Here is a 19,818-nt window from a genome sequence, read left to right as displayed (position 1 = left end):
AAGAAGGTTAGATTTTTTTCAGTTGTTGGTACGAAAATGGAGAGTGCTTGGCTTCCCATACAGTAATTTGTTGCGTGCCAACGATAACAAAAAATAAGGTCTTGTTAATTTGGTGGCCTTTAATTAGCTGTTCCTTCCAGCTTTTCAAATCTCGACCAGATGGACTAGGAATTGGTTCTGGATGCGTGTGCCACTCTCCAAGGTAGTTGCAAGTGCCGTCAGAACTAGACCATGAATCATTCAAGATTTTCTGATGAGGTTTGTTGGATCGGCGGAATCCAGTCCGATGACGCCAATCGCTCAATACAGGTACCGTTACTTCGTCAACGACAACGTCTTCAGTTTCCAAGATAAAACGGCCTAATAATATGCCACCAGCCTCTGACTGATGTGGTCGTAATTGAGCATACGTATTCATAAGATGAATGACTGCTGAAGTTATTTTAAACTTACCATTACCTGTAGTTCGAAGAAATGATTGTGCTTCAAGCTCTATCATGATTATGCCCACATACTGGGCAATCAGCCCGTTGAAATTGAGTTTGTTGTTCCTGCAAGGCAGATTCATCAACCAAATAGCGATTTGCTAATTGATAACCAGCAGTTAAAAAAGCTTGACTATCACCTTTCCATGAAACAAGTAAGTTATCCGATTCACCAAGTAGTGCATTGATTAGTAGTTGCGAAGCTGTTGTAGCGGTACGAGCCACGTCAAGTGAACCAAAAGGGGTGAATAAGCTACCACATCCTGCTATGTCTTTTAAAAAAGATTGTCCTGGGTTGGCAAAAGAGGCTCTGTTTTCAATATTTCCTTCGTCTGTTAGTTGATAAAGGCATTGTAAACACCCTGGTTTACTGGGGTCGTTTCGCAGGAGACAGTGTCCGCCGATGCCATATGGTTCTAACCAGGAATACAGGACAGGTACATTCGTTTTTTGCTGGAGAAGCCATTCGTTCATATACAAGTTGATCGTAGGTTCACCCGTAGCCATAACAATAGCGTCATAGTGGGATGGATCAAATTTTTTCGCAGTTAGTAATGATTCGATTCTTTTGGGAATTGTCTGAATGTCAACATAGGGAACACGTCTTTCAATATCATTTTTTAACGCAGTTACCTTTGGTAGACCAACGGCATATTGTCCAACAGCGTGGCGGTAGACGTTGTCAAACGTAAGGATATCTGAATCTATAAACGTGAATTTCCCGATACCAGCTCTTGCCAATTCTACTGCTATGTAACTCCCTATAGCTCCACACCCTACTAGGGCAATATGCTTATTATTTAGTGATAATACTCCTCCACTACGAGGTGTTACATAAGCCCGATCTAGCCGTTCAATATCAATCGGAAGAATTTGTTTAACTTTTGATCCCCTGATAAGTGGGTGTGCATTTTGGATACCCGTAAATCGCATACCAAAAAGTGCGAATCCACCTTTTGGGCGTGGTAATGCAAAAACAACCAACTCGGCTGACTTAAATTTGCGTATTGCCTTTTTAACAAATTGTTGAGTTTCCTGCGTTGTATTTTGCTCAAAAACCTCTCTAATGTCGTCTAATGTCCAACATTCGTCGAACCAGGGGGGAATTAGCAGGGTGCCTTCCTTTAAAGGTATAAATAAGGCCGTTAGAAAGGTAAACGATTGCTTCCGCACTTGTGGAATAAACTGGCGAAGGCTTGCTTCATCATCGGCAACATAACTAAATGCTTTTTTATCACTTGGCGGAATAAGGGCATAGAAAACTTCCTTTGCCCTATCGTCGGCTTGAATAACACTTCTTAATTCAGTTGCTTTATCAAGACGTCCCCAGTATTCGGCAAAACCATCGGTAAAGTCAATGGCATTACTTTTACGATAACCCTTCTCAAATGTGTCAATAGCCCTTTCCAGAGCAGACTTAATTACGGCAATCGGATCTTGGTAGTTAAGGTACTGACCATCACCTTTAATGTAACAGACGTACCCATCATTTTCTAAATGGGGAATTCTACCCAATACCCTGACAGGATCCAAAAAAATAAGCGGCAAGTTGAGCGGAAACGAAAGCATCAATCCAATATGAATACCGATTGACATTTCATCCGCAATTAAAACATTCCCTGAAAGTACTGCTTCAACTCCTCGTTTCTTATAAGCCTGTGGCACCGGGGTTAAACGGTGCCACAGGCCGTTTGTGGGAAGCGATTTGATAACTTCTTCAAGTAAAGTAGTTAGTTGTTCAGCTGATGAATAAATCATTAATTATGCCGATTCGTGAGTGCCAATAATTCCTGGAGCAGCGTTACGCTGAGCGGTTAGATTTTTTACGGGCACTGGGAAATCAGAACCAAATGATTTGTCACGAAGTAATTCACAGGCGCTTACCGGATCGGCATCATTTTCTGCTTTCGTTAAATAATCGCGTAAATCTTTCAGCTCCTGCTCAAATGTTTCCATTTGCTTGTCGGTCATTTTTTCAAACAAATCATTGTTCGGCTCCACAGGTAAGGGTAGTTTAATTCGCCGTACGGACGGAGACCAGCTAATCGTATAAAAGTTGTTTAATATGCTGTTAGCCAGTGCCTTTAAAGCTGCCAAATCGTTAAATTTCTGAGCTATCCGATCTGTATAGATAGGATAAAACCACGTATAGGCGGCTATTGTGAGCGCTATTCCACGAGGAGCACCATATCCGTTCGAATTAAAATGAACGTCCTTCCAGCGTTTCAAATACCGTATTATCCGATAAAACTGAGCACGTTCGCCAGCATCCTTATATTTTCCGATCAACAAATCCGCAAGACGTTTAGGGTTAGAAACAATCCATTGTCGAAGGTCAGCCGTTGAATTTTCTCGCCCTGTAGCCAGATAATCCTTTTGGTCAGCATTGCTGACGCAAGATGAATAAACGGCTATATCAACGTGGTAGATTGACTCTCCGTTTTGCTGGTAGAATACGGTTACACAAGGTCGACGTATTCTGACTTCTTTCGTATGCCCGTTTAAAGCTTCATGAACTCGTTTTTTGAGAACAACGGGATCAGAATAATCAGCTGTACTAATTTCAAAGTATAATCCCTGGTCAATGTCGAAATCGCCAGTAATCGGGATTGTCCCTGTTCCAAGTTCATAAGACCCCTGGTCTCTGAACCAGAATGCAGGGCACTCTTCGCCATACTTTTCGAAAACTTTCGGAAGGTTGGTCTTTAACTTATTGCGAATGATATCGCGCTTTTCACGGAGCTTTGCTTCTTCCTCGAAGCGCCCTAGGCAAATTGTTTTATTAAACTGCTCAAACTGATTTTGTATTGTTGCCATTGCATTAAATAATTGATTGTATAAATTTTACCTCTTGCCTTTCAGCTAGTTATACCTGGTTCGGTACGATCAATGAATTCCCCCACCGTTCCATTTTTTGGTAACTAGCCAGATCTCGTAATGAAATAGCCACTCAGAAATCCAGGGAAGCACCCGATAAGCTAGTAGCATTCCGTCATGCCATTCCTTTCCATCCGGAAAATAAAGACATAGTTCAGCTCCGTCATAAGTATGGGGCAGACTCGTATCTGGCAAAGTAGACAGCACTGGATTTATGACCTTTACGGCTGGCCGGCGCCCTATCCGGTAGATCAACTTAATTTTATAGGTCAGACTAATGAGACTTGGCGTGACCCATCCCCACCAGCATAGTTCATCCCGTTGCAGAGTAAATTTACTGCCAGGCATCACCCGGCAGAGCAATTCACCCTGCGTTGGTAAGGGCACTCGCTGGCTATTATCGTGACCCATAGAAATTGTGATTCACTACTTTAACCCCACCAGCTACACTTGATAATAAACCAGTTCCGCGCTCCATAGATAAATTCCCCGATTCCCGTATCTGGCGTGTTTCATCGCCTAGAGTATTTAAAGCCCGGACCACTAAATCGTCGCCAAATTGCGCTTTCAGCTGAAGGGCAACAGTGGGAAGGCCACGTAATTGTTCCAGCTTATTAAAATCTTGCTTAGCCTGATTCAACCAAGTGAAAAATTTTTCTGCTTTTCCTGGATTACCTTCCCATTTGTCAGCAAAATTCTCCAGCGGGTTAACTGGATTTGCTATAACAAAAACACCTCGCTCGAAACGGATTAAGCCAGGAACAGCTGCTAACGTGGTTTTCAATGCGGAAAGTAAATCTGACTCATTTTGATAAGCCTGAGCAGCTAACGTCGTGATAATAATTGAAATAGGTTTGTCCTCATCATCACCTAACATTATATCCCGGTGTCGTTTCAATAGCTGCACGACCTGCTGAAGCACTGTTTTTACGCGATAGGCCGGTACATCTTCTACTTTCATCCGTAGCTCACGGGCAACTGTTTGTTGAGCTAGAGCAAATGCAATACGCATCCGAGAATAAAACCAGCGGGCATATCCTTCCGGATTGGACTTTGGCCAGTCAATATCCGTATCCCACGTTTCGCGATCGGTTATGCAAAGGGCATGCTGTGCAAATTCGATAGGTACTCCTGCTTGCATCAGCCAGTCATACGTGTCTGGAATAGCCGGAAGTATATCCATATGAAACCGCTCTGCTTCATTATAATTTAGTCGCCAACATCGTCGGCCTTCTTCATCCAGCATGCGCAAATAATCCTTATGAGCTTTCAGTCGGTCACCCACCAGCTTTTTTAGGCTCTTTTGGGATATAGTGTGTCGGTTAATTAGAAGTCTACACACTATGTCTATATCATACTCATCCCTGTTGGAGAGGGGCTTAATGACTGTTCCGTACCGAAACGACCCCTGGGGATGAATTGCAGGTTTAAAGATGGCCAGTGGTGAGTCGGCTGCGTCGAGCCAACTTCCAACGGCTTGGTAATGAGCAACGGCTTTTTCATACTGACTGGGGGTTATGTCCAGCGTTTGAGCAATTTTCAGTAGAATACTACTGAAATTAGTAGGTGGTGTTACGACCATGTTCGGTAGGTATTTAGTTAATAATGAATGCTTGAGAAAACCCGTTCGTTAGATGATTCTGATCATATATCACAAATGGTGGGTCAGCCTTCGGCATGCGAACACGACCGAGTTCGATGGCAGTTGCTACAGGCATGGCAGGAAAAATATGCAAAGGGGTCCCCTGACCATGTGTACTTTTTATCCGATTTAGAAGAGCACGTATGTGTCTTCGAAAGTCGGCCAGTTGTTCCTCAGTACGTAAATAGTCGTTGTCAGGCTGATAGATCGTCAACGTCCAGATTGCACAATCTGGGCCCAGAACGTCGTAGATTCTATTTGAAGCAATAGTACCGCTCAGGGATACATTCAGTACGGCGATCCCATTCGACTGAATGGGTTCAATTACTTGGTAGTTGATGGGCAAATTCGGCTCGCGCCATTGCCATGTCGAGGGTTCCCGGCTACGTTGGTATACTACGGACGGATGAATATCACCTAGAAGAGTCCCAAGTTGAATCAATAAAGGTTGTGGCGCTAAGCCAAAAATGGATAAATGTCTGATTTCACCGGCTTGACGGCGAGCTTGTACCTTTTGGACGAACTGATTTTCCAGATTGGTTCGCTCAAATTGCCAGTAAATTGCCTCATTATCTCGTATGCTGCTGTTTGATAGACTGAGAACAATTGGCGAGGCATTCGCTGGATAAAACGCAGGGGTTATTGCTCGACTGCACTCACTAAAACTCAAGGGTGAGTTATGTTCACCTATATTGGCTCCAAATAACAGTACATCGCTGGCTTTGTCTTCCTGAATATCAGTTAGGCGCTCGATTCGGTCTTCATGCCGTTGTTTCATCTGCCGTAATCGTTCGACAGAATAATCATTACGGGTAAGTGGGTTATCCACGCGGGCATGACAATCGCCACATAACAACATGAGATTGTCGTAATTCTGACAAAGTTGTTCAGAAAGTACAATATGTCCTCTGGCACCACCCACCTCAGCAGCTATTATATGAGCAATAAAGGCATGGTTAAATGACTGTTGTGTATAGATGTCCCGCCAAAGCGGTTTGTTACATCCCTCAAACTCACACCGACCTGCAGAACGGGTCCACAACTCACGAACAATGCGGTCAGGAATGGGTTTTCGATTCTTAGTTTTTGCCATTGTTACCTGATTAAATAAAACGAATAAGCAGGACTGCTTTGGCTGTCCTTTACTTACTGGAAATTTTGGCGAGAAACTATAGGAAGGAGTGAATGGTATAGGCTAAGGCCCATTCCATCAAAATCACTGGTTTGGAGGATCAGAGCGCAACAACTATGTTTGCAGCTCGTTTACAACGAAAACAGGACTTCCACCACACTGTTTTCAATGTGTGTTTCTCAAAAGGAGGAATCAACTTAGGTAGTCCAAAGGGTAAAGGGTTAGAGAGACTTGGCGGTTGACCTAACCCTTTTTTATTTTAACTATCCTGAGATAATTACCTGGTTACAAGTAAATTCAGTTCATAGGCTCAATTCATTGCATGGAATTTTGTCAATACTTGTGTACTTAACATTTATATGACAATCGGCAGTTGCCGAATGGCAAAATCGGATAACCGTCCACCATTATTTCTAACGTTGCGAATTAGTTCTGCTAAATCTGAATCAGCTAAAACGCTTTCGTAATAAGCAATCAATAACAGCCCAACGGTATCAGTGTGGGCTATTCTGTGCTGAATACAATAGCCTGATAGACAGGGTAAATTTGTAACAACAATATAATCCTTTACGAACCTTGCCACTGCTAAACAGGCAGCCTCCCCGATAGAACGTGTTCTGCTGAGGGCATTGTATTCATGCATAATATCTCGTTCGTTAGGCATTTCCATTCGGATAAACACACCACCTTGTATGGCCTGAATTACCTCTTTACGGTGTGGCGAATTCGGTCGGTTACAGAGTTCATCTTCAACCTCACCCAGAATATACATTTGCCCGTTAAACAGGTATTTTGAATATCCTAAAAAGCGTCCTTTACAAAAATGACTGATGGTATCTGCGTCCATTAACAGTCGCTTACTCACAAGGTCAATTTTCCTCATCCAGCCGGTCATTTTGCTGTTCTTCGCTTACGCCTATATCAAAAAGCGCATTTCGGTAATCCGTTTCACTTATAGTTTGCCTATCGTAAAGCTGTTTTGCCAGCTTTCCATAATCACTGATTATGTAAGATGCTTCCGGGCTATTAGAATCCTGACGTTTATTAAGAAAGTTAGAATATCCGTAAAGCCATTGCTGTTCACGCGCTTCCTGTAGCAAGCGATCATAACCAGCCGATGAAATCAAATTTTCTTCTTTTAAGCTTCGTAGTAAAACAATCCGGGAGCATTTATATAAGTGTTGAAGATCCAGGAAAGTACCTATAGTTAGTTTATCTTTTGAACATTCGGCTGGAGGAATGCTGTCCCATAACCCAGTAGAGGGAACAAGCAGATGAGCTGCGAACCAATCAGCCTCCAACTCTTCACGATCCTTTTCGGGAAAACGTCCTGCATAGCTAACCTTAGCAATCGTACGCTTTTGTATAAATAGATGACAAAGCTCATGACAGATAGAGAAATTTTGTCTACCAATTGATTGACCACTATTTATAAGCATGAATCGGCTCTCGTCACGGAGCATAGCCATGCCAGAGAATTTACCACTTAGTGGTCGAAACACAGACATCACTTTCAACTTGGCTAACAAGCCACGAACCGCAATCGGCTCAGCATCACCGAGGCCCTGTTCCTGACGGAACCGACGTGCTTCTCGTTGCATGTTTAGTTCAAGTTCTGATTTCATGCCTTTATATTTCTTTTTGTTCACTCAATAGTTTGAACCGTAAGTAAGTTCTTGCAATTCGCTGAAAATCAGCAACTATCTGCAAATCATCCAATTCAAATCCATCAGAACGGAAAGCAAATTTGACTACTAGCTCGTTTTGACTGAATTGTTCTTCCCATAAATCCCCTACATTGATTCCAGCTAAATCAGCTAATTTGATTAGCTTAGTATTCGGAACTGACCGTTGGCCATTCTCGAAATAACTTATCTCAACTCGGTTTACTCCCAAATAATCAGCAAGCTGCTGCTGAGACAGCCCCAGGGCACCGCGCAAATAAGCGATATTATTCCCAACGACTTTAAGTTCATTCATACATAGTATTCCTCTCAGCTTGTTACAATAACAACGACATATTTTTTTTATAGTTCACCATTTGTAACATTTACCCTAAATTTTTGATTATCTATCAAAGAGTTCAAAGCATACTGCTATAAAATCAACGCTCAAAAAGCTATTATATTTAACCTAGTAACTCATTTAGTGGTAATTACAGCTATAAATTTATTGAAATGAAATAATCATCATATTTGTAACAGATTAACCCTATAGTATTCGAATCATATAAGATGACAATGTATACCTCATCAATAACCTCACTTGAAAACGTTAAAGATTACTTTCCAGAAATTACCTATAAATACCGCGACTGGAATGATACATACCATAAAACGATCCTAACAGATCAACAGGTCTATTTCGCTCCGCCATCTAGTTTTTGGAAAATGGGGGATCCACATGACTGCCGATTCCCAGTAGATTTTGATTTCAGCTTTGAAGCAAACCGTATCGCTTTAGAAAGAGGGTATCCCTATGATACCAGTGGAATGAGTCGTCGGGATCTTGAATTTGAACTAAGACGTCAGCATCATATAAATGCTGGCACTGAGGAAGCAAGAAGAAAATTCATGGAAAGGTACTATACATCTTCCTCACACCACTTGGGAGTACTTTCGATTACAGGCCGAAACAATAATTTAAGAATTTGGCAATCCAATTATGCCGTTAACTTCCATGGGTTCTGTGTTGGGATCAATTTTCGTGAGTGTATACAAGAGTTAGCTGATAACCATATCGGGGGTGGTAATATTATGTACGTTACCTCTGAAACGCCCCCACTTAACCATATTTCGGTATTTACACATTCACAGGATGAGGTAATAGGACTTCATCTCAGACTAGTACATACCAAATACAAAACGTTTAGTTTTGAAGAAGAATACCGGTTAACTAAACGGTTTTACCAGCATCCGATATTAGGTGCCATAGCCCAATCAGATAGGTTATTTACTGTACCTAAACGTTGCTTCAAATCGGTAACATTCGGTTACAAAATGCCTGAGAACGACAGACAAGAAATTGTTCAAGTTTGTGCAGGTCAAAATTTAGCAGTTGATTTTTTTGTCGCGTCACCAGTTGTTAATGGATCCGAAACAGTCCTTCTGGAGCGGTATTTATAGTTTATACACTACCTAACTATTATTCTGATCATTTGGCTTAGTACGCTAAACAAGTGACTATTTGTATATGTACTACTCATATTTAATTTCCCCCCAATCTTGTTTTTTAACGAAGTCAAAGGTCAATTTGGAGAGAGGACGTTTATCAAAACCATCTGTTTCGTGATAATTTGCGAAAGCGATTCGGTGTAGTTCAGCTTCTGTAAAGCCAGCACTTACAAATGCATCTTTAAGTGATTGCAAATAGGACCCACTTGTGTGATACTGCTTTAAAAGTATTTCACTAGCGTAATCCGCATGTAAATCATAGCGCTCCTCGAGCTTAAACATATTAACCGTATTCTTAATTTTCGTCTTTATATCGTCTGAGGTATCCGGCTTGGGGTATATTTTTATTTTCAAATTTTTACCGTCAAGGCCATAAATGGCTGGCAAAGTTCTTGGCTCATAATCAATAATCATTTTATTAGCGATCAGGTCAAGATAAGGATGCCAATCTTCTTCAAGTGACAAAACTTTATCCTTTTTAATATTAGAATTACAAATACCGCAACAAGGAATTAAATTGTAAAAGGATAGGGAAAGGAGTGGAAATTTTGATTTAGGAAAAAAATGATCGAAATCTGGCCTGGCAATTTTAACATCTCCCTGTTTGACGGTGTGAGTGAAGTTAAGATTACAGTAAGGGCATACGTTTATTCCTAAGGATTCTGATAAATCATAGGCGTCGTATTCATCAACTTTTTTCTTCGTAAAATCTTGATAATTAAAAATACTAACTAATGCAACTGGAAAATCTTCAGTTGGTTCTTTAAAATCATATTCATCAAAGGCTTCTTCTTGAAGTTCTTGTAATCTTTTAGGGTGTGCTGTTAATATTTCATAAAGATTATCTTTTAAGAATTGCTTCTGCGAGTCGTCTGGTGTATCTGTACGTTTACGGCTAATTCTTTTTAACAACGTTTGTTCTAAACAGTCATAGTGTTTTTCCGCTATGTCTTCTATATTAACACCTTGAGGAGCTCTAATTGTTATCATTGGATTGTTGCCGATTTAACTCTTCTAGCCTTTTATTTATTTCTTCACGTTGGGCTTGTAGTCGTTCTATTTCTTCATTTAAATTCATTTTCTTTGCAAATAATTCACGTAGTTTAATTTTCAAAATAGGCTCATCGATTAAGTCAATCAAACTTTTAGCATAGTCGATTCTATCTTTGTATTCCTGAGAGGATTCTATCGTAAGCCATTTGATGAGTGCATTAATTTTAGTTTGCGAAAATTTACCCATAAACCCATTCTGCAAAAAAAACGTATCTTTTAGCAAGTCATGAATATTTGCACCAAACGATCGATTTGGTAGTTCTGATTTTTGATGAATTACTCGACAGGAACCATCTTCACTTTGGCGTTTTAGGTAAACGATATTATAGCGTGGTAAATCAGATAATGAAATTGGAGAATGCGTTGTTAAAATGATTTGGAGGGATGGCTGATATATATTGCCATTTTCATCTTTGAAGGAAAAGAGACTAGGAAATATCTCTAGCAGGTTATAAATATAGTCTTTCTGCCATTGCAAATGAAACCCAAGCTCTCCTTCATCAATAAGCACAAAAATCTGTTTTGGATAGGTTTTTTGCTCTTTGTAAGGTGATTTGTTGCGAGTGATATCAATTCGATCAACTCCAAATTGAAACCTAGCAAATAGATCAAGGTAGGCTAATTGGCCGCTACTAAGCTGATAGCTCCAATCAAATAAAATAAATTGGACTGGTGCATTAGTAAAGCTCTCAATTGTACAATGATTTATATAATTATTATATGTTACTAAAAAATCTTTTACATCTATTTGAGGAATATTCAAAGAAACCTCTCCCGACTCAAAATTTGTACCTGAATATTTAGTTGAAAATAGATTTTCAATAGCTTCAAGGAGCTGTAATATCGGTTTTTTTTGTATTTTATTATCTTCGATTGAATTAATAGCACTTACTAATATTTCATAAAAATTATTAGTTTCCATATCTTTTACTTTTCCTGATTTTACATATATATTGTTTCTAAGCAATAATTCAAATAGACTTTTCCACAAGTAGTATTCTGCTTTGAGCTTATTTTCTTCACTATAGTATAGAGCCATATCTTTTGTCGATCTAACAGATGAGGCTTTACTATCTTTGAGCTCATCTAACTTGAGCTTCCAAGCGGCATTCACCGTGTTATGAATATTAAAAAAAGATGCATCTATATTATATTTATCTTTAATGATAGTGTCAAGATTATCAACCTCAGTGTTATCCAATATTTCATTATTATGAAATGATACTCTAACTTTATCTGGCAAATTGAAAGGTAGTGGGTAAGATAATGTTCTAGCTTTTTCAATGAAATCTAAACGCTTTTTTACATTATAATTATTAATAATATTTAAATTGTCGCTTTCTTTCTTAATATAATTTGATTCTTCTGCTTTATCAATTGTATATATATTATTTGCAGAAACATCAACTACTGAGTTATTAGCGTTATCGGCTTTTATGAAATCTAGTATAGGCGTTGAAAATAAAGTAAGACCTTCAATGGGAGTACTCCAAGTGAATTCAAAGTCTGCTTTAATGTATCTTGTGTTATTTGTTTTAATAAAAACTTTATCATTTTCGGAAAATATGAGAAACGAATAGGCAAAGTCGTCTAATTCTCCTAATGTTCTGTTATAATCATCCTGCAATATTGGACCTCTATTGGATGGATATGTGCTATCTGATGAAGTTATATTGTCTTTTAAAAATCGTATTATGCTTGTTTTACCGGAACCATTTTCGCCAACTAAGGCGGTGACATTACGGATTACTTGTCCTGACGAATTTTCAAATAAATTTTCAATAAATTTAGTATTTTCTTTTCTGGAAATTCGTAAAATTCCATCCGTCCGATCAACATCGTATATATATTTTGACCCAAGATTAAAGCCTTGGTTGAATATATTTGCATAGCTTGTTATATAGCAGAAAACTAGTTCCATGACACTATAAATAACTGTTCTGGAGTAAAATGGTGATTTTCCTATTATTATTGATCCACAGGAGATAAAAATCTCACAAAATGTTTAACTTCCTGATTGTTCGCGTAGTATTTCCCGGATCAAGCGACTTATATCTAAATCAGACATTTTGGCTTTTACCCGAACCCGCAACAACTTTTGACCGGCTTTGGCTATGATTTTGTCCTTCATTCGATCTTTGGCCTGCTGCTCTGCACTATCATGATATTCACTATCTATCTCCAACATTTTAAAAGGCTTGAAAGCATTTTCTGCATCGAAAACAACGCAGTCCACTAATGCTTTAAAGAAGTAGTTGCGTTCATTCTGGTCTAGAAAGTGCTTTATTTGTTCAAAATCCACTAGAGCCGAAATCGCTACATTGGGAAAGACCAAGTAAGTGCTATAAACGTCTCGCACTGCGCGGTAAAATTCATACTCCTGCTTCGATTTGAATAAACTAATCGTACTGTCTATAGACTCAACTTCACGATTTTCCGTAACCTGAATAGTTCGATGCTGGCTATGTTCAACGACTTTTGGTTGTGTTCGCTCAAACTCCTGAAGCAGTTCAATGCTAATGGACAAATTGGGATACTTTCTGGCATAACTTAGAGCAAACTGAGCCTGAGTTGAGCGATAGCCCATAATAATTCGTTCAACCAGTCGATCCACGTCACCAGAAGGAAGTTTAAAACGAAAGTTAGATCCTGTATGAAGCATATGAAACTGCTCTAAGTAAAATATGAAATCAGGATCGTCATTAAAGGTACTACCGTTAATTAACTCCCGGATAAATTGCGATTCGAGAATGCTTCTAGTTATATCATCCTGCTGAATTAGGTCGTAGGTTCTATTATTCTTAAATAACTCTAGAAGAGCCTTCCAATTACGTTGCTGAAGAAGCTTAAATGTGTTTTCGCGATCGTAGGTCATTTGGTAATTCGAATTGAAATGCGAAGTTAATAGTTTGCTTTAGGTGTATACTATTTGAAAAGGTATCACCTTTGAGTAAATCATAATTGGGAATTACACGACACACCTCCATGAAAGGTTTTCAGTTCACTATACCCTCTGTACTGGATTGTGAAACAGGCGAAGAAGTGTTTGCAAACACCTTTTTCAAACAGGAGGAAGCCATCATTTTCGAGATTCGAAGACAGTTAGAGGATGCCATTCGTGGCCGTCGTGAGCCTAAATACAAGTGCTATTATTGTCAGCAGCTTATTAAAATTCGAGGAAAGGCCGAAAACGAAACGAAGCTGAAACGAATGCACTTTGCTCACCAGTGGGATAGTGAGGATTGTCCCATCAAGACGAGTCAAAACTTAACTCGCCAACAAGTGCAGGCGATCAAGTATAATGGTCAGAAGGAAAGTGAATTACACCGGCGTACAAAGGAACTAGTTGCTGCTTCGCTAGAGTCAAATCGGTTGACAAATAAAGGAATCACGGAGGTTGCCACGGAGACAGTTAGAAGGGATTCCTCGGGGCTGATGACTTGGCGTAAGCCTGATGTCAGCTCTGTTTATAAGTCACAAAATCTCGTTTTTGAGATTCAATTATCTACTACATTTTTAAGTGTCATCGCTGACCGCGAACACTTTTATCAGCAAAATCAGACATATATTATCTGGTTGTTTAAGTATTTCTCCGATGAAATGGACAAGCAACGATTTACTGAAAAAGACGTTTTTTATGGTAACAACCAAAATGCGTTTGTTTTTGATGGAGCGGCTATTAGGGAGTCCAGAGATCAAAAAGACTTAATTTTGACGTGTTTGTACAGGGAACCTTACAGGATTGGTCAACAGATCGCGTATAGGTGGCAGGAACAGAAAGTTGGCTTGCATGATTTAACCTTCGATGAAGCTACCTATAAAGTATTCTTTTTTGATGTAGATGGGGCTACCAAAGCGATTCGGCAGGAGATTGCCGAGGAAAAAAGGAAGCAGTGGTTAAAGGAACTTGAACAACAAGAACGTGAACAAGAATATGAGCAGCGCCGTCAAGCCTATGAACTACAATTTGAAGAGGGGTTCTCCCATGCTCGTGCGTCGATTCGTCAGATACTTAATGATATCCAATCTGATTCTAAAAATCCTAGCCCTTTAATAAGAGAGTTTACAATCTTCACAGAGAATACTTATAGTAATTTGCTTGATCTATTCGGGCAAAATTCAGGGTACAAACTCAATGAACAGGATCGATTATTTTTAAAGCTAGCTTTCGAGCGCGAACGAGCTAATCGTTCACATCTAGAGCGTAATGATTTACTGACTTGCCTATGCCTAGCCACCTGCTTAGTAAAGTTGAAAACCCCTCAAAAAGCACATCGATTTAAAAAGGTGTATGGGCCTGCATTTACCATTTTATCAGTCAAACTAGACTGTGTAGTTGGCCAAAAATACTCGAAATTGGTACAGGTGGCCCACTCCGTTTTTCCAGGTAAAGAGGGTTACGCGCACTTATTTCTGAGTGCACTGGAACGTTATCCTAATTCCGAGCTAAACAAACAGGATGCTCAATCCGGTGGTAAACTAGCCAAGAAAATTGATAATTTTTATCATAAGAACATACAGCCTGACCACACCTATGATGACGTTTTCGGAATCTTGTTTCCTGAACTTTTTACTTAATTCTGATTCTGCTAAGCTACAATGTTACTTGATTTAATCTGGCGTCTTGGCTTGTTGTGAAATCGTCCAGTAAAAGGCATGGTAGCAATATTTAATGGCCAGGATAAACAGCTAATAATCAAAACATTACTTCTTATTTTGGTCCTTATTAAAAACGTTCACGAAAACCCTTGGCCAACTGGATGTTAATTGTTGAACAGAGAGATAATTTTACTCTTGTTAGTAGTGCCAGAAAACATTCACGAAAAGGTCGCCTTTTATGGACGCTCCCTATGAAAAGTACAAAATTTTGAAAAGGGGAGGGGCAGAATATCCTTAATTCTATTCACCGGTAAAATACAATTTAAGGGCAGATTTAGATTGGCTATTGGCTCGTAATTAGTACCACTTTTCAGCAATTGAGGTACGTTTATAAGCGTACTTAACCACAACACAAAATGCTTTTCCGGCGTCCAATAAGAAATAAACAAGAGTAGCCTTTTTGAGATACGAATTTTATAACAACACCTATTTGGTTAGTCACCGCCAATAAAAATAGGTTTTATTTTTGCTCAGGTAGCTCATTCAAAAACGAACGAATAGCGACGTATGACGGGCCAAGACAAGGTAGAATTAGTCACCTATAATCCTGGGTGGAGCATGCTGTATAAAGAGGAAGGCAGTTTAGTAGCTGGTGTGTTAGGAGAGCTATTGATCAGGGTCCATCATATTGGATCAACCGCTATCCCAACCATAGCAGCCAAACCAATCCTGGACCTACTTGCCGTAGTGAGTAGTCTGGAAGGGCTTAATCAGCACCGACACAGGATGGAAACGATAGGCTATCAGTGGCGAGGGGAATATGGCTTGCCGGGGCGTCGCTACTGCACCAAGATCAATCCGGCCACGGGGCGCAAATTCATTCACCTGCATTGTTATCAAACAGGTTCCCCGGCGATTGATCGTCATTTGGCGTTTAGAGATTATTTGCTCGCTCGACCTGATTTAGCGCTAGTATACGACCAGCAGAAAGCCCGCTGTCAGGGGCTTCATAGCCAGGACTCGCAGGCCTACAGCCAGTGCAAAAGTGAGTGGATCAAGCGGGTCGAAGCCGAAGCGTTAGCCCAGTATACTAAATCCTAAGTGTTCACCTAAGAAGGGGCTTGGTCTTAAGGGGGAGCCATTTAGGAGAATGTTCCCAGGCGCAAATCGGAGGTCCTATATACGGTCCACGCCTATCTATTATCGGACAGCTTTTGTACGGTTTCGGACATACATAAACTAATTGTCATACTATATTTCTGAGAATTAGCCAGTTATAAAATTGGCACTCTATTTGTTCAACAAGTACCAAAGAAATATTCCTTTTTTAGTTTATTTGGTATGAGTCGAACCTACCTGGGCGAGTTTGAAGAGTTGGTCTTACTCGCTGTGGCCCTCCTGGAGCAACATCCCACGGGAGCCTATGGCGTCACCATTGCCGACGAACTCCAGCAACGAACCCACCGAACCACCTCCGTCACGGGAGTGCATGTGGTTTTGTATCGCCTGGAGGAGAAAGGCCTCGTGGGCTCGGCCTTAGGTGGAGCTACCCTGGCCCGGGGCGGACGGCGCAAACGCTTATTCACCTTGACGGCGGCTGGGCATCAAGTACTGCGGGAGATGCGTCAACTCCGGATGGGATTGTGGGAGGCTTTACCCACCCCTTTCTTTGCCTAACCGATGAACAAGTCGTTCTCCGACCCAACACCTCAGCACCCGCCGGAGCGCCGGCCGCCCCGCTGGGCCGACCGCCTGCTCCGTTGGTTGACGCCCCCTGATCTGCTGGAAGAGTTGCAGGGAGATCTGCACGAGCAATTTGCCCAGCAAGCCCGCCAGGTCGGTCCCTGGCGAGCCCGCTTCAGGTATGGCCTGGAAGCGCTGAAGGTCATTCGCCCCTATTACCTGCGGCGTCGAGTGGCCAGCCTGACTGGCCAGCAACAGGAGCCCTTCCCGAAGCGAGGGGCTACCACCCGTCCTTACTTTACCCCTGAATACCCCTCGCCATCTCTACTTCATCCGGATATGATTCGCAACTATGTTAAAATCGCCTGGCGCACCCTGTGGAAAAACAAACTGTTTTCCCTAGTCAATATCCTGAGCTTGTCGCTGAGTATGGCCGTTGGCGTTATTCTGTTTACCGGCCTGAAAGCCACGTTTGATACCGACCAGTTTCATCCAAAATTAAATCAACTCGTACGCATACTCACCCAGGAAACAACCGAGGGGCAACAAACCAACTGGGCAACCGCTCCCTTGCCCTTGGCAACTCAACTAGACAGCATCTCCTTTATAGAAAAAACGGTAAAACTACGCCTGGCCGGAAAACATAACCTGCAAACCGATAAAGGGGATGTACCGATTGACATAACATTTTCAGAGCCTTCTTTTTTCGATATTTTTGGCTTTAAACTCTTGTCAGGTACTGCACAAAGCCTGGCCAAGAATTCCTCCACCCTTTTTTTAACCCAAAAAACAGCCCAGAAACTATTTGGCAACACCAATGCGGTAGGACAAACGGTTCAATTTGAAAAGTTAGGCTATTATACCGTTGGGGGAATCATCCAGGACCCACCTTTAGCAACCCATCTGCCCATTGAGGCCATATTATCCATTCGTTCGGCTGAACTGCTGGAAAAAAAAGGAGCAATCCCTAGTAGTTCACAAGATTGGGGAGGCTTCAAGAGTTCAGCCATTTATGCCCGTTTACAATCAGCCGGTCATGTAGAGCAACTGAATGCAACGCTCCAGCACTATACTCGGACATTGGCTAAGAGCAGGCTTCAATTTTTGGCACAACCCCTCGAAGAGATTACCCCTGGCAACATCGATCTTAAAAATAACTCCCATGCGGGCGCTAGTTTGGAAGATGTAAAAACGCAGCTAGTCATCATTCTATCGTTAACCCTGTTAGCGGCTTTCAATTATATCAGTTTGGCCTTGGCGCGTGCTTTCTCCCGGGCCCAAGAAGTCGGTGTTCGCAAAACCATAGGCGCAACCAGAGGACAAGTTATCGGTCAATTTTTACTGGAATCAACCCTGGTTGCCCTGTTTGCTTTGCTGTTTACCGTGCCCTGTGTTACTATTTTAGCCCACTATATACCCGATATGAATGATGTGACCTTCTCCTGGGATATAGCCTTAGTAGTAGGCTTGCTCACCTACGCCCTGATCACCGGCTTAGTGGCAGGAGCACTTCCGGCCTGGCTATTGTCCGCGTTTGAGCCAATACAGGTTTTGCGTAAAATGAAGACGATAAAGCTGTTCCGGGGTGTTGCTGTTTACAAAGCGTTGATTGTCGTACAATTTTCTGTGACCATCCTGTTTATGATCTTGGTTGTCATCGTAGCCGATTATGATCGAAAAAACCAGGCCATCATCCGCTCAACCGTGCCGGCCAATGTGCTGACACTGGATTTGAAAGGTGAAAACTATCAAAACCTGCAAAACGAAATAAGTCAGTTAAGTCAGGTAGAAACGACCTTGGCCACCAACTGGTACTATGAGCCCATTAAACTAGGTAAAGATTCAGTAACGCTAAAGGATAAAACGCTGGCAATAAATTACGTTAGTATTGACCCACGCACCATTGAAACAGAAGGTATCCGCTTACTAGCCGGGCAAAATTTCCCTGAACATATGCCCCAACGTACGGAGCAATATGTGTTGGTGAATGAAGCTGCCGCCAACTTATTGGCCTCTAAATCGGTAAGTCTAGTGGGGCAACATCTCTTGCTGGACTCGGCCTCTGTACAAGTCATTGGCATCTTACCCAATGAGCTAATTGGCCAACAACGCCCTTTACTGTATCGGTATTTGCCCAACGAAATAACCAGCTTGACCATCAAAATAAAGCCCTATACAGAAATGGAAGCGACCAGGGCCATTCAATCGGTATGGAAAGACCATTTCCCCCAGAAAACAGCCAATCTTTATAACTTAAAAGCGTATCGTTATTCAGGAGAAATCAATGGAGAAATCAGTGGAGAAATGGAAATTTTCGGAGGCTCTGCCCTGATTGTGATGATCATCGCGGCTTTGGGCATTTTAGGCATCGCCAGTTACTCGGTAGAAACGCGCACGAAAGAACTGGGTATACGAAAAGTAATGGGCGCAACCAATCTAAAATTGGTGTGGCTAGTTACCAGGAATTTTGGCCTTCTTCTCCTACTTGCCGGCTTGATTGGTGTTCCAGGGGGCTTGTTTTGTGGTGATTTACTCAGGAAAGAACTGGGCAGTTATCTTGATTTGGGTTTTCTCAATATAAGCATAGGTTTCATTTCGGTTGCCCTAGTCGGGCTTCTGACTGTCCTATCCCAAACCATTCGAGCGGGGCAAATTGAGCCGGTAAAGGTTTTAAAAGCCGAGTAAAAACGGTAAACCATTCATTAGAAGGTTATGACGATGGCGAGACAATGTGTTCTATATCGCGACACCAGGACGACCGACCCTGTAGCGACCGACTAAGCGTTGCGAGAAGAAGGACAGATGTGGCTAACCAATGTGCCATTCATTGATTATTCATCCTATTAACCAGGACAGTATTAACAATGAAGTAGTTATTGAAGGTAGAGGAAATGTACAATTTCTCAAGACCAGTTGTTCGTGAAAATGATATTAACTTAACCCCTTAATAGTACAAAGGAGCATATTTTTAATTTCGTCCACGAAAACCCTTGGCCAAATGGACGCTATTTGTTTAATGGAGAAATAGACTGACTCTTGCTATTATTGCCTGAAAGCGTTCACGTAATGGTTGGCTTTTATGGACGATTACTACGAAAAGTACAAAACCTTAAAAAGGGTAGGGGAGGATACACTCATTTATTTATTAGTGATAAAATACTATTTTAGGGTAGA

The 19,818-nt window shown here is 41.2% G+C and carries 16 protein-coding genes; 5 read left to right on the top strand and 11 right to left on the bottom strand.

Going from position 1 to position 19,818, the window contains the following annotated elements; all coding sequences use genetic code 11:
* Positions 1-7: 7 nt before the first annotated feature.
* From ACYVIY_RS25460 to ACYVIY_RS25425, 8 genes are all read right to left on the bottom strand, one after another.
* A complete protein-coding gene (locus ACYVIY_RS25460) occupies positions 8-499 on the bottom strand; it encodes a Mov34/MPN/PAD-1 family protein (protein WP_460979352.1) in 492 nt (163 codons plus the stop codon).
* Positions 486-2,243, bottom strand: a complete 1,758-nt coding sequence (locus ACYVIY_RS25455; protein WP_460979351.1) for a ThiF family adenylyltransferase — start codon at positions 2,241-2,243, stop codon at positions 486-488. Before ACYVIY_RS25455 ends, ACYVIY_RS25460 begins: the two co-directional genes overlap by 14 nt.
* Before the next feature lie 3 nt (positions 2,244-2,246).
* Entirely contained in the window at positions 2,247-3,302 is a 1,056-nt protein-coding gene (locus ACYVIY_RS25450; protein WP_460979350.1) for a nucleotidyltransferase domain-containing protein, read from the bottom strand.
* 457 nt (positions 3,303-3,759) lie between these two features.
* Entirely contained in the window at positions 3,760-4,944 is a 1,185-nt protein-coding gene (locus ACYVIY_RS25445) for a cyclic GMP-AMP synthase DncV-like nucleotidyltransferase (RefSeq protein WP_460979349.1), read from the bottom strand.
* Between the two features lie 13 nt (positions 4,945-4,957).
* Positions 4,958-6,097 (bottom strand): SAVED domain-containing protein, encoded by a 1,140-nt coding sequence (locus tag ACYVIY_RS25440; protein ID WP_460979348.1) that lies wholly within the window; start codon positions 6,095-6,097, stop codon positions 4,958-4,960.
* Positions 6,098-6,491: 394 nt separating this feature from the next.
* Positions 6,492-6,983, bottom strand: a complete 492-nt coding sequence (locus ACYVIY_RS25435; RefSeq protein ID WP_460979347.1) for a hypothetical protein — start codon at positions 6,981-6,983, stop codon at positions 6,492-6,494.
* Positions 6,984-7,005: 22 nt separating this feature from the next.
* Positions 7,006-7,761 carry an ImmA/IrrE family metallo-endopeptidase gene (locus ACYVIY_RS25430; protein ID WP_460979345.1) on the bottom strand — a complete coding sequence of 252 codons (756 nt, stop codon included), beginning with the start codon at positions 7,759-7,761 and terminating at the stop codon, positions 7,006-7,008.
* Positions 7,762-7,765: 4 nt separating this feature from the next.
* Positions 7,766-8,116 (bottom strand): helix-turn-helix domain-containing protein, encoded by a 351-nt coding sequence (locus ACYVIY_RS25425; protein WP_460979344.1) that lies wholly within the window; start codon positions 8,114-8,116, stop codon positions 7,766-7,768.
* A gap of 260 nt (positions 8,117-8,376) precedes the next feature.
* Between ACYVIY_RS25425 and ACYVIY_RS25420 the strand changes: the two genes are divergently transcribed.
* Entirely contained in the window at positions 8,377-9,261 is an 885-nt protein-coding gene (locus ACYVIY_RS25420; RefSeq protein ID WP_460979343.1) for a hypothetical protein, read from the top strand.
* A gap of 72 nt (positions 9,262-9,333) precedes the next feature.
* Here ACYVIY_RS25420 and ACYVIY_RS25415 read toward each other — a convergent pair whose 3' ends face one another.
* From ACYVIY_RS25415 to ACYVIY_RS25405, 3 genes are all read right to left on the bottom strand, one after another.
* Positions 9,334-10,299, bottom strand: a complete 966-nt coding sequence (locus ACYVIY_RS25415; protein ID WP_460979342.1) for a hypothetical protein — start codon at positions 10,297-10,299, stop codon at positions 9,334-9,336.
* Positions 10,286-12,283, bottom strand: a complete 1,998-nt coding sequence (locus ACYVIY_RS25410) for an AAA family ATPase (protein ID WP_460979340.1) — start codon at positions 12,281-12,283, stop codon at positions 10,286-10,288. The genes ACYVIY_RS25415 and ACYVIY_RS25410 overlap by 14 nt, the downstream gene beginning before the upstream one ends.
* Positions 12,284-12,367: 84 nt before the next feature.
* Positions 12,368-13,237 carry a DUF2726 domain-containing protein gene (locus ACYVIY_RS25405; protein ID WP_460979339.1) on the bottom strand — a complete coding sequence of 290 codons (870 nt, stop codon included), beginning with the start codon at positions 13,235-13,237 and terminating at the stop codon, positions 12,368-12,370.
* Between the two features lie 110 nt (positions 13,238-13,347).
* Here ACYVIY_RS25405 and ACYVIY_RS25400 point away from each other — a divergent pair, with 110 nt between their 5' ends.
* From ACYVIY_RS25400 to ACYVIY_RS25385, 4 genes are all read left to right on the top strand, one after another.
* Positions 13,348-14,940: a DUF6035 family protein gene (locus ACYVIY_RS25400; RefSeq protein WP_460979338.1), complete on the top strand. Its 1,593-nt coding sequence runs from the start codon at positions 13,348-13,350 to the stop codon at positions 14,938-14,940.
* A 588-nt stretch (positions 14,941-15,528) separates the two neighbouring features.
* Positions 15,529-16,062, top strand: coding sequence for a GrpB family protein (locus tag ACYVIY_RS25395; protein WP_460979337.1), 534 nt, complete (start codon positions 15,529-15,531; stop codon positions 16,060-16,062).
* 240 nt (positions 16,063-16,302) lie between these two features.
* The gene (locus tag ACYVIY_RS25390) at positions 16,303-16,638 is read left to right on the top strand and encodes a PadR family transcriptional regulator (RefSeq protein ID WP_460979336.1); all 336 of its coding nucleotides are present in this window, start codon (positions 16,303-16,305) and stop codon (positions 16,636-16,638) included.
* 3 nt (positions 16,639-16,641) lie between these two features.
* Positions 16,642-19,329 carry a permease prefix domain 2-containing transporter gene (locus ACYVIY_RS25385; RefSeq protein WP_460979335.1) on the top strand — a complete coding sequence of 896 codons (2,688 nt, stop codon included), beginning with the start codon at positions 16,642-16,644 and terminating at the stop codon, positions 19,327-19,329.
* The last annotated feature ends 489 nt before the right edge of the window (positions 19,330-19,818 follow it).

The organism is Spirosoma knui (genome assembly GCF_054780635.1).
This window is presented reverse-complemented; position numbering and strand designations above follow the sequence as displayed.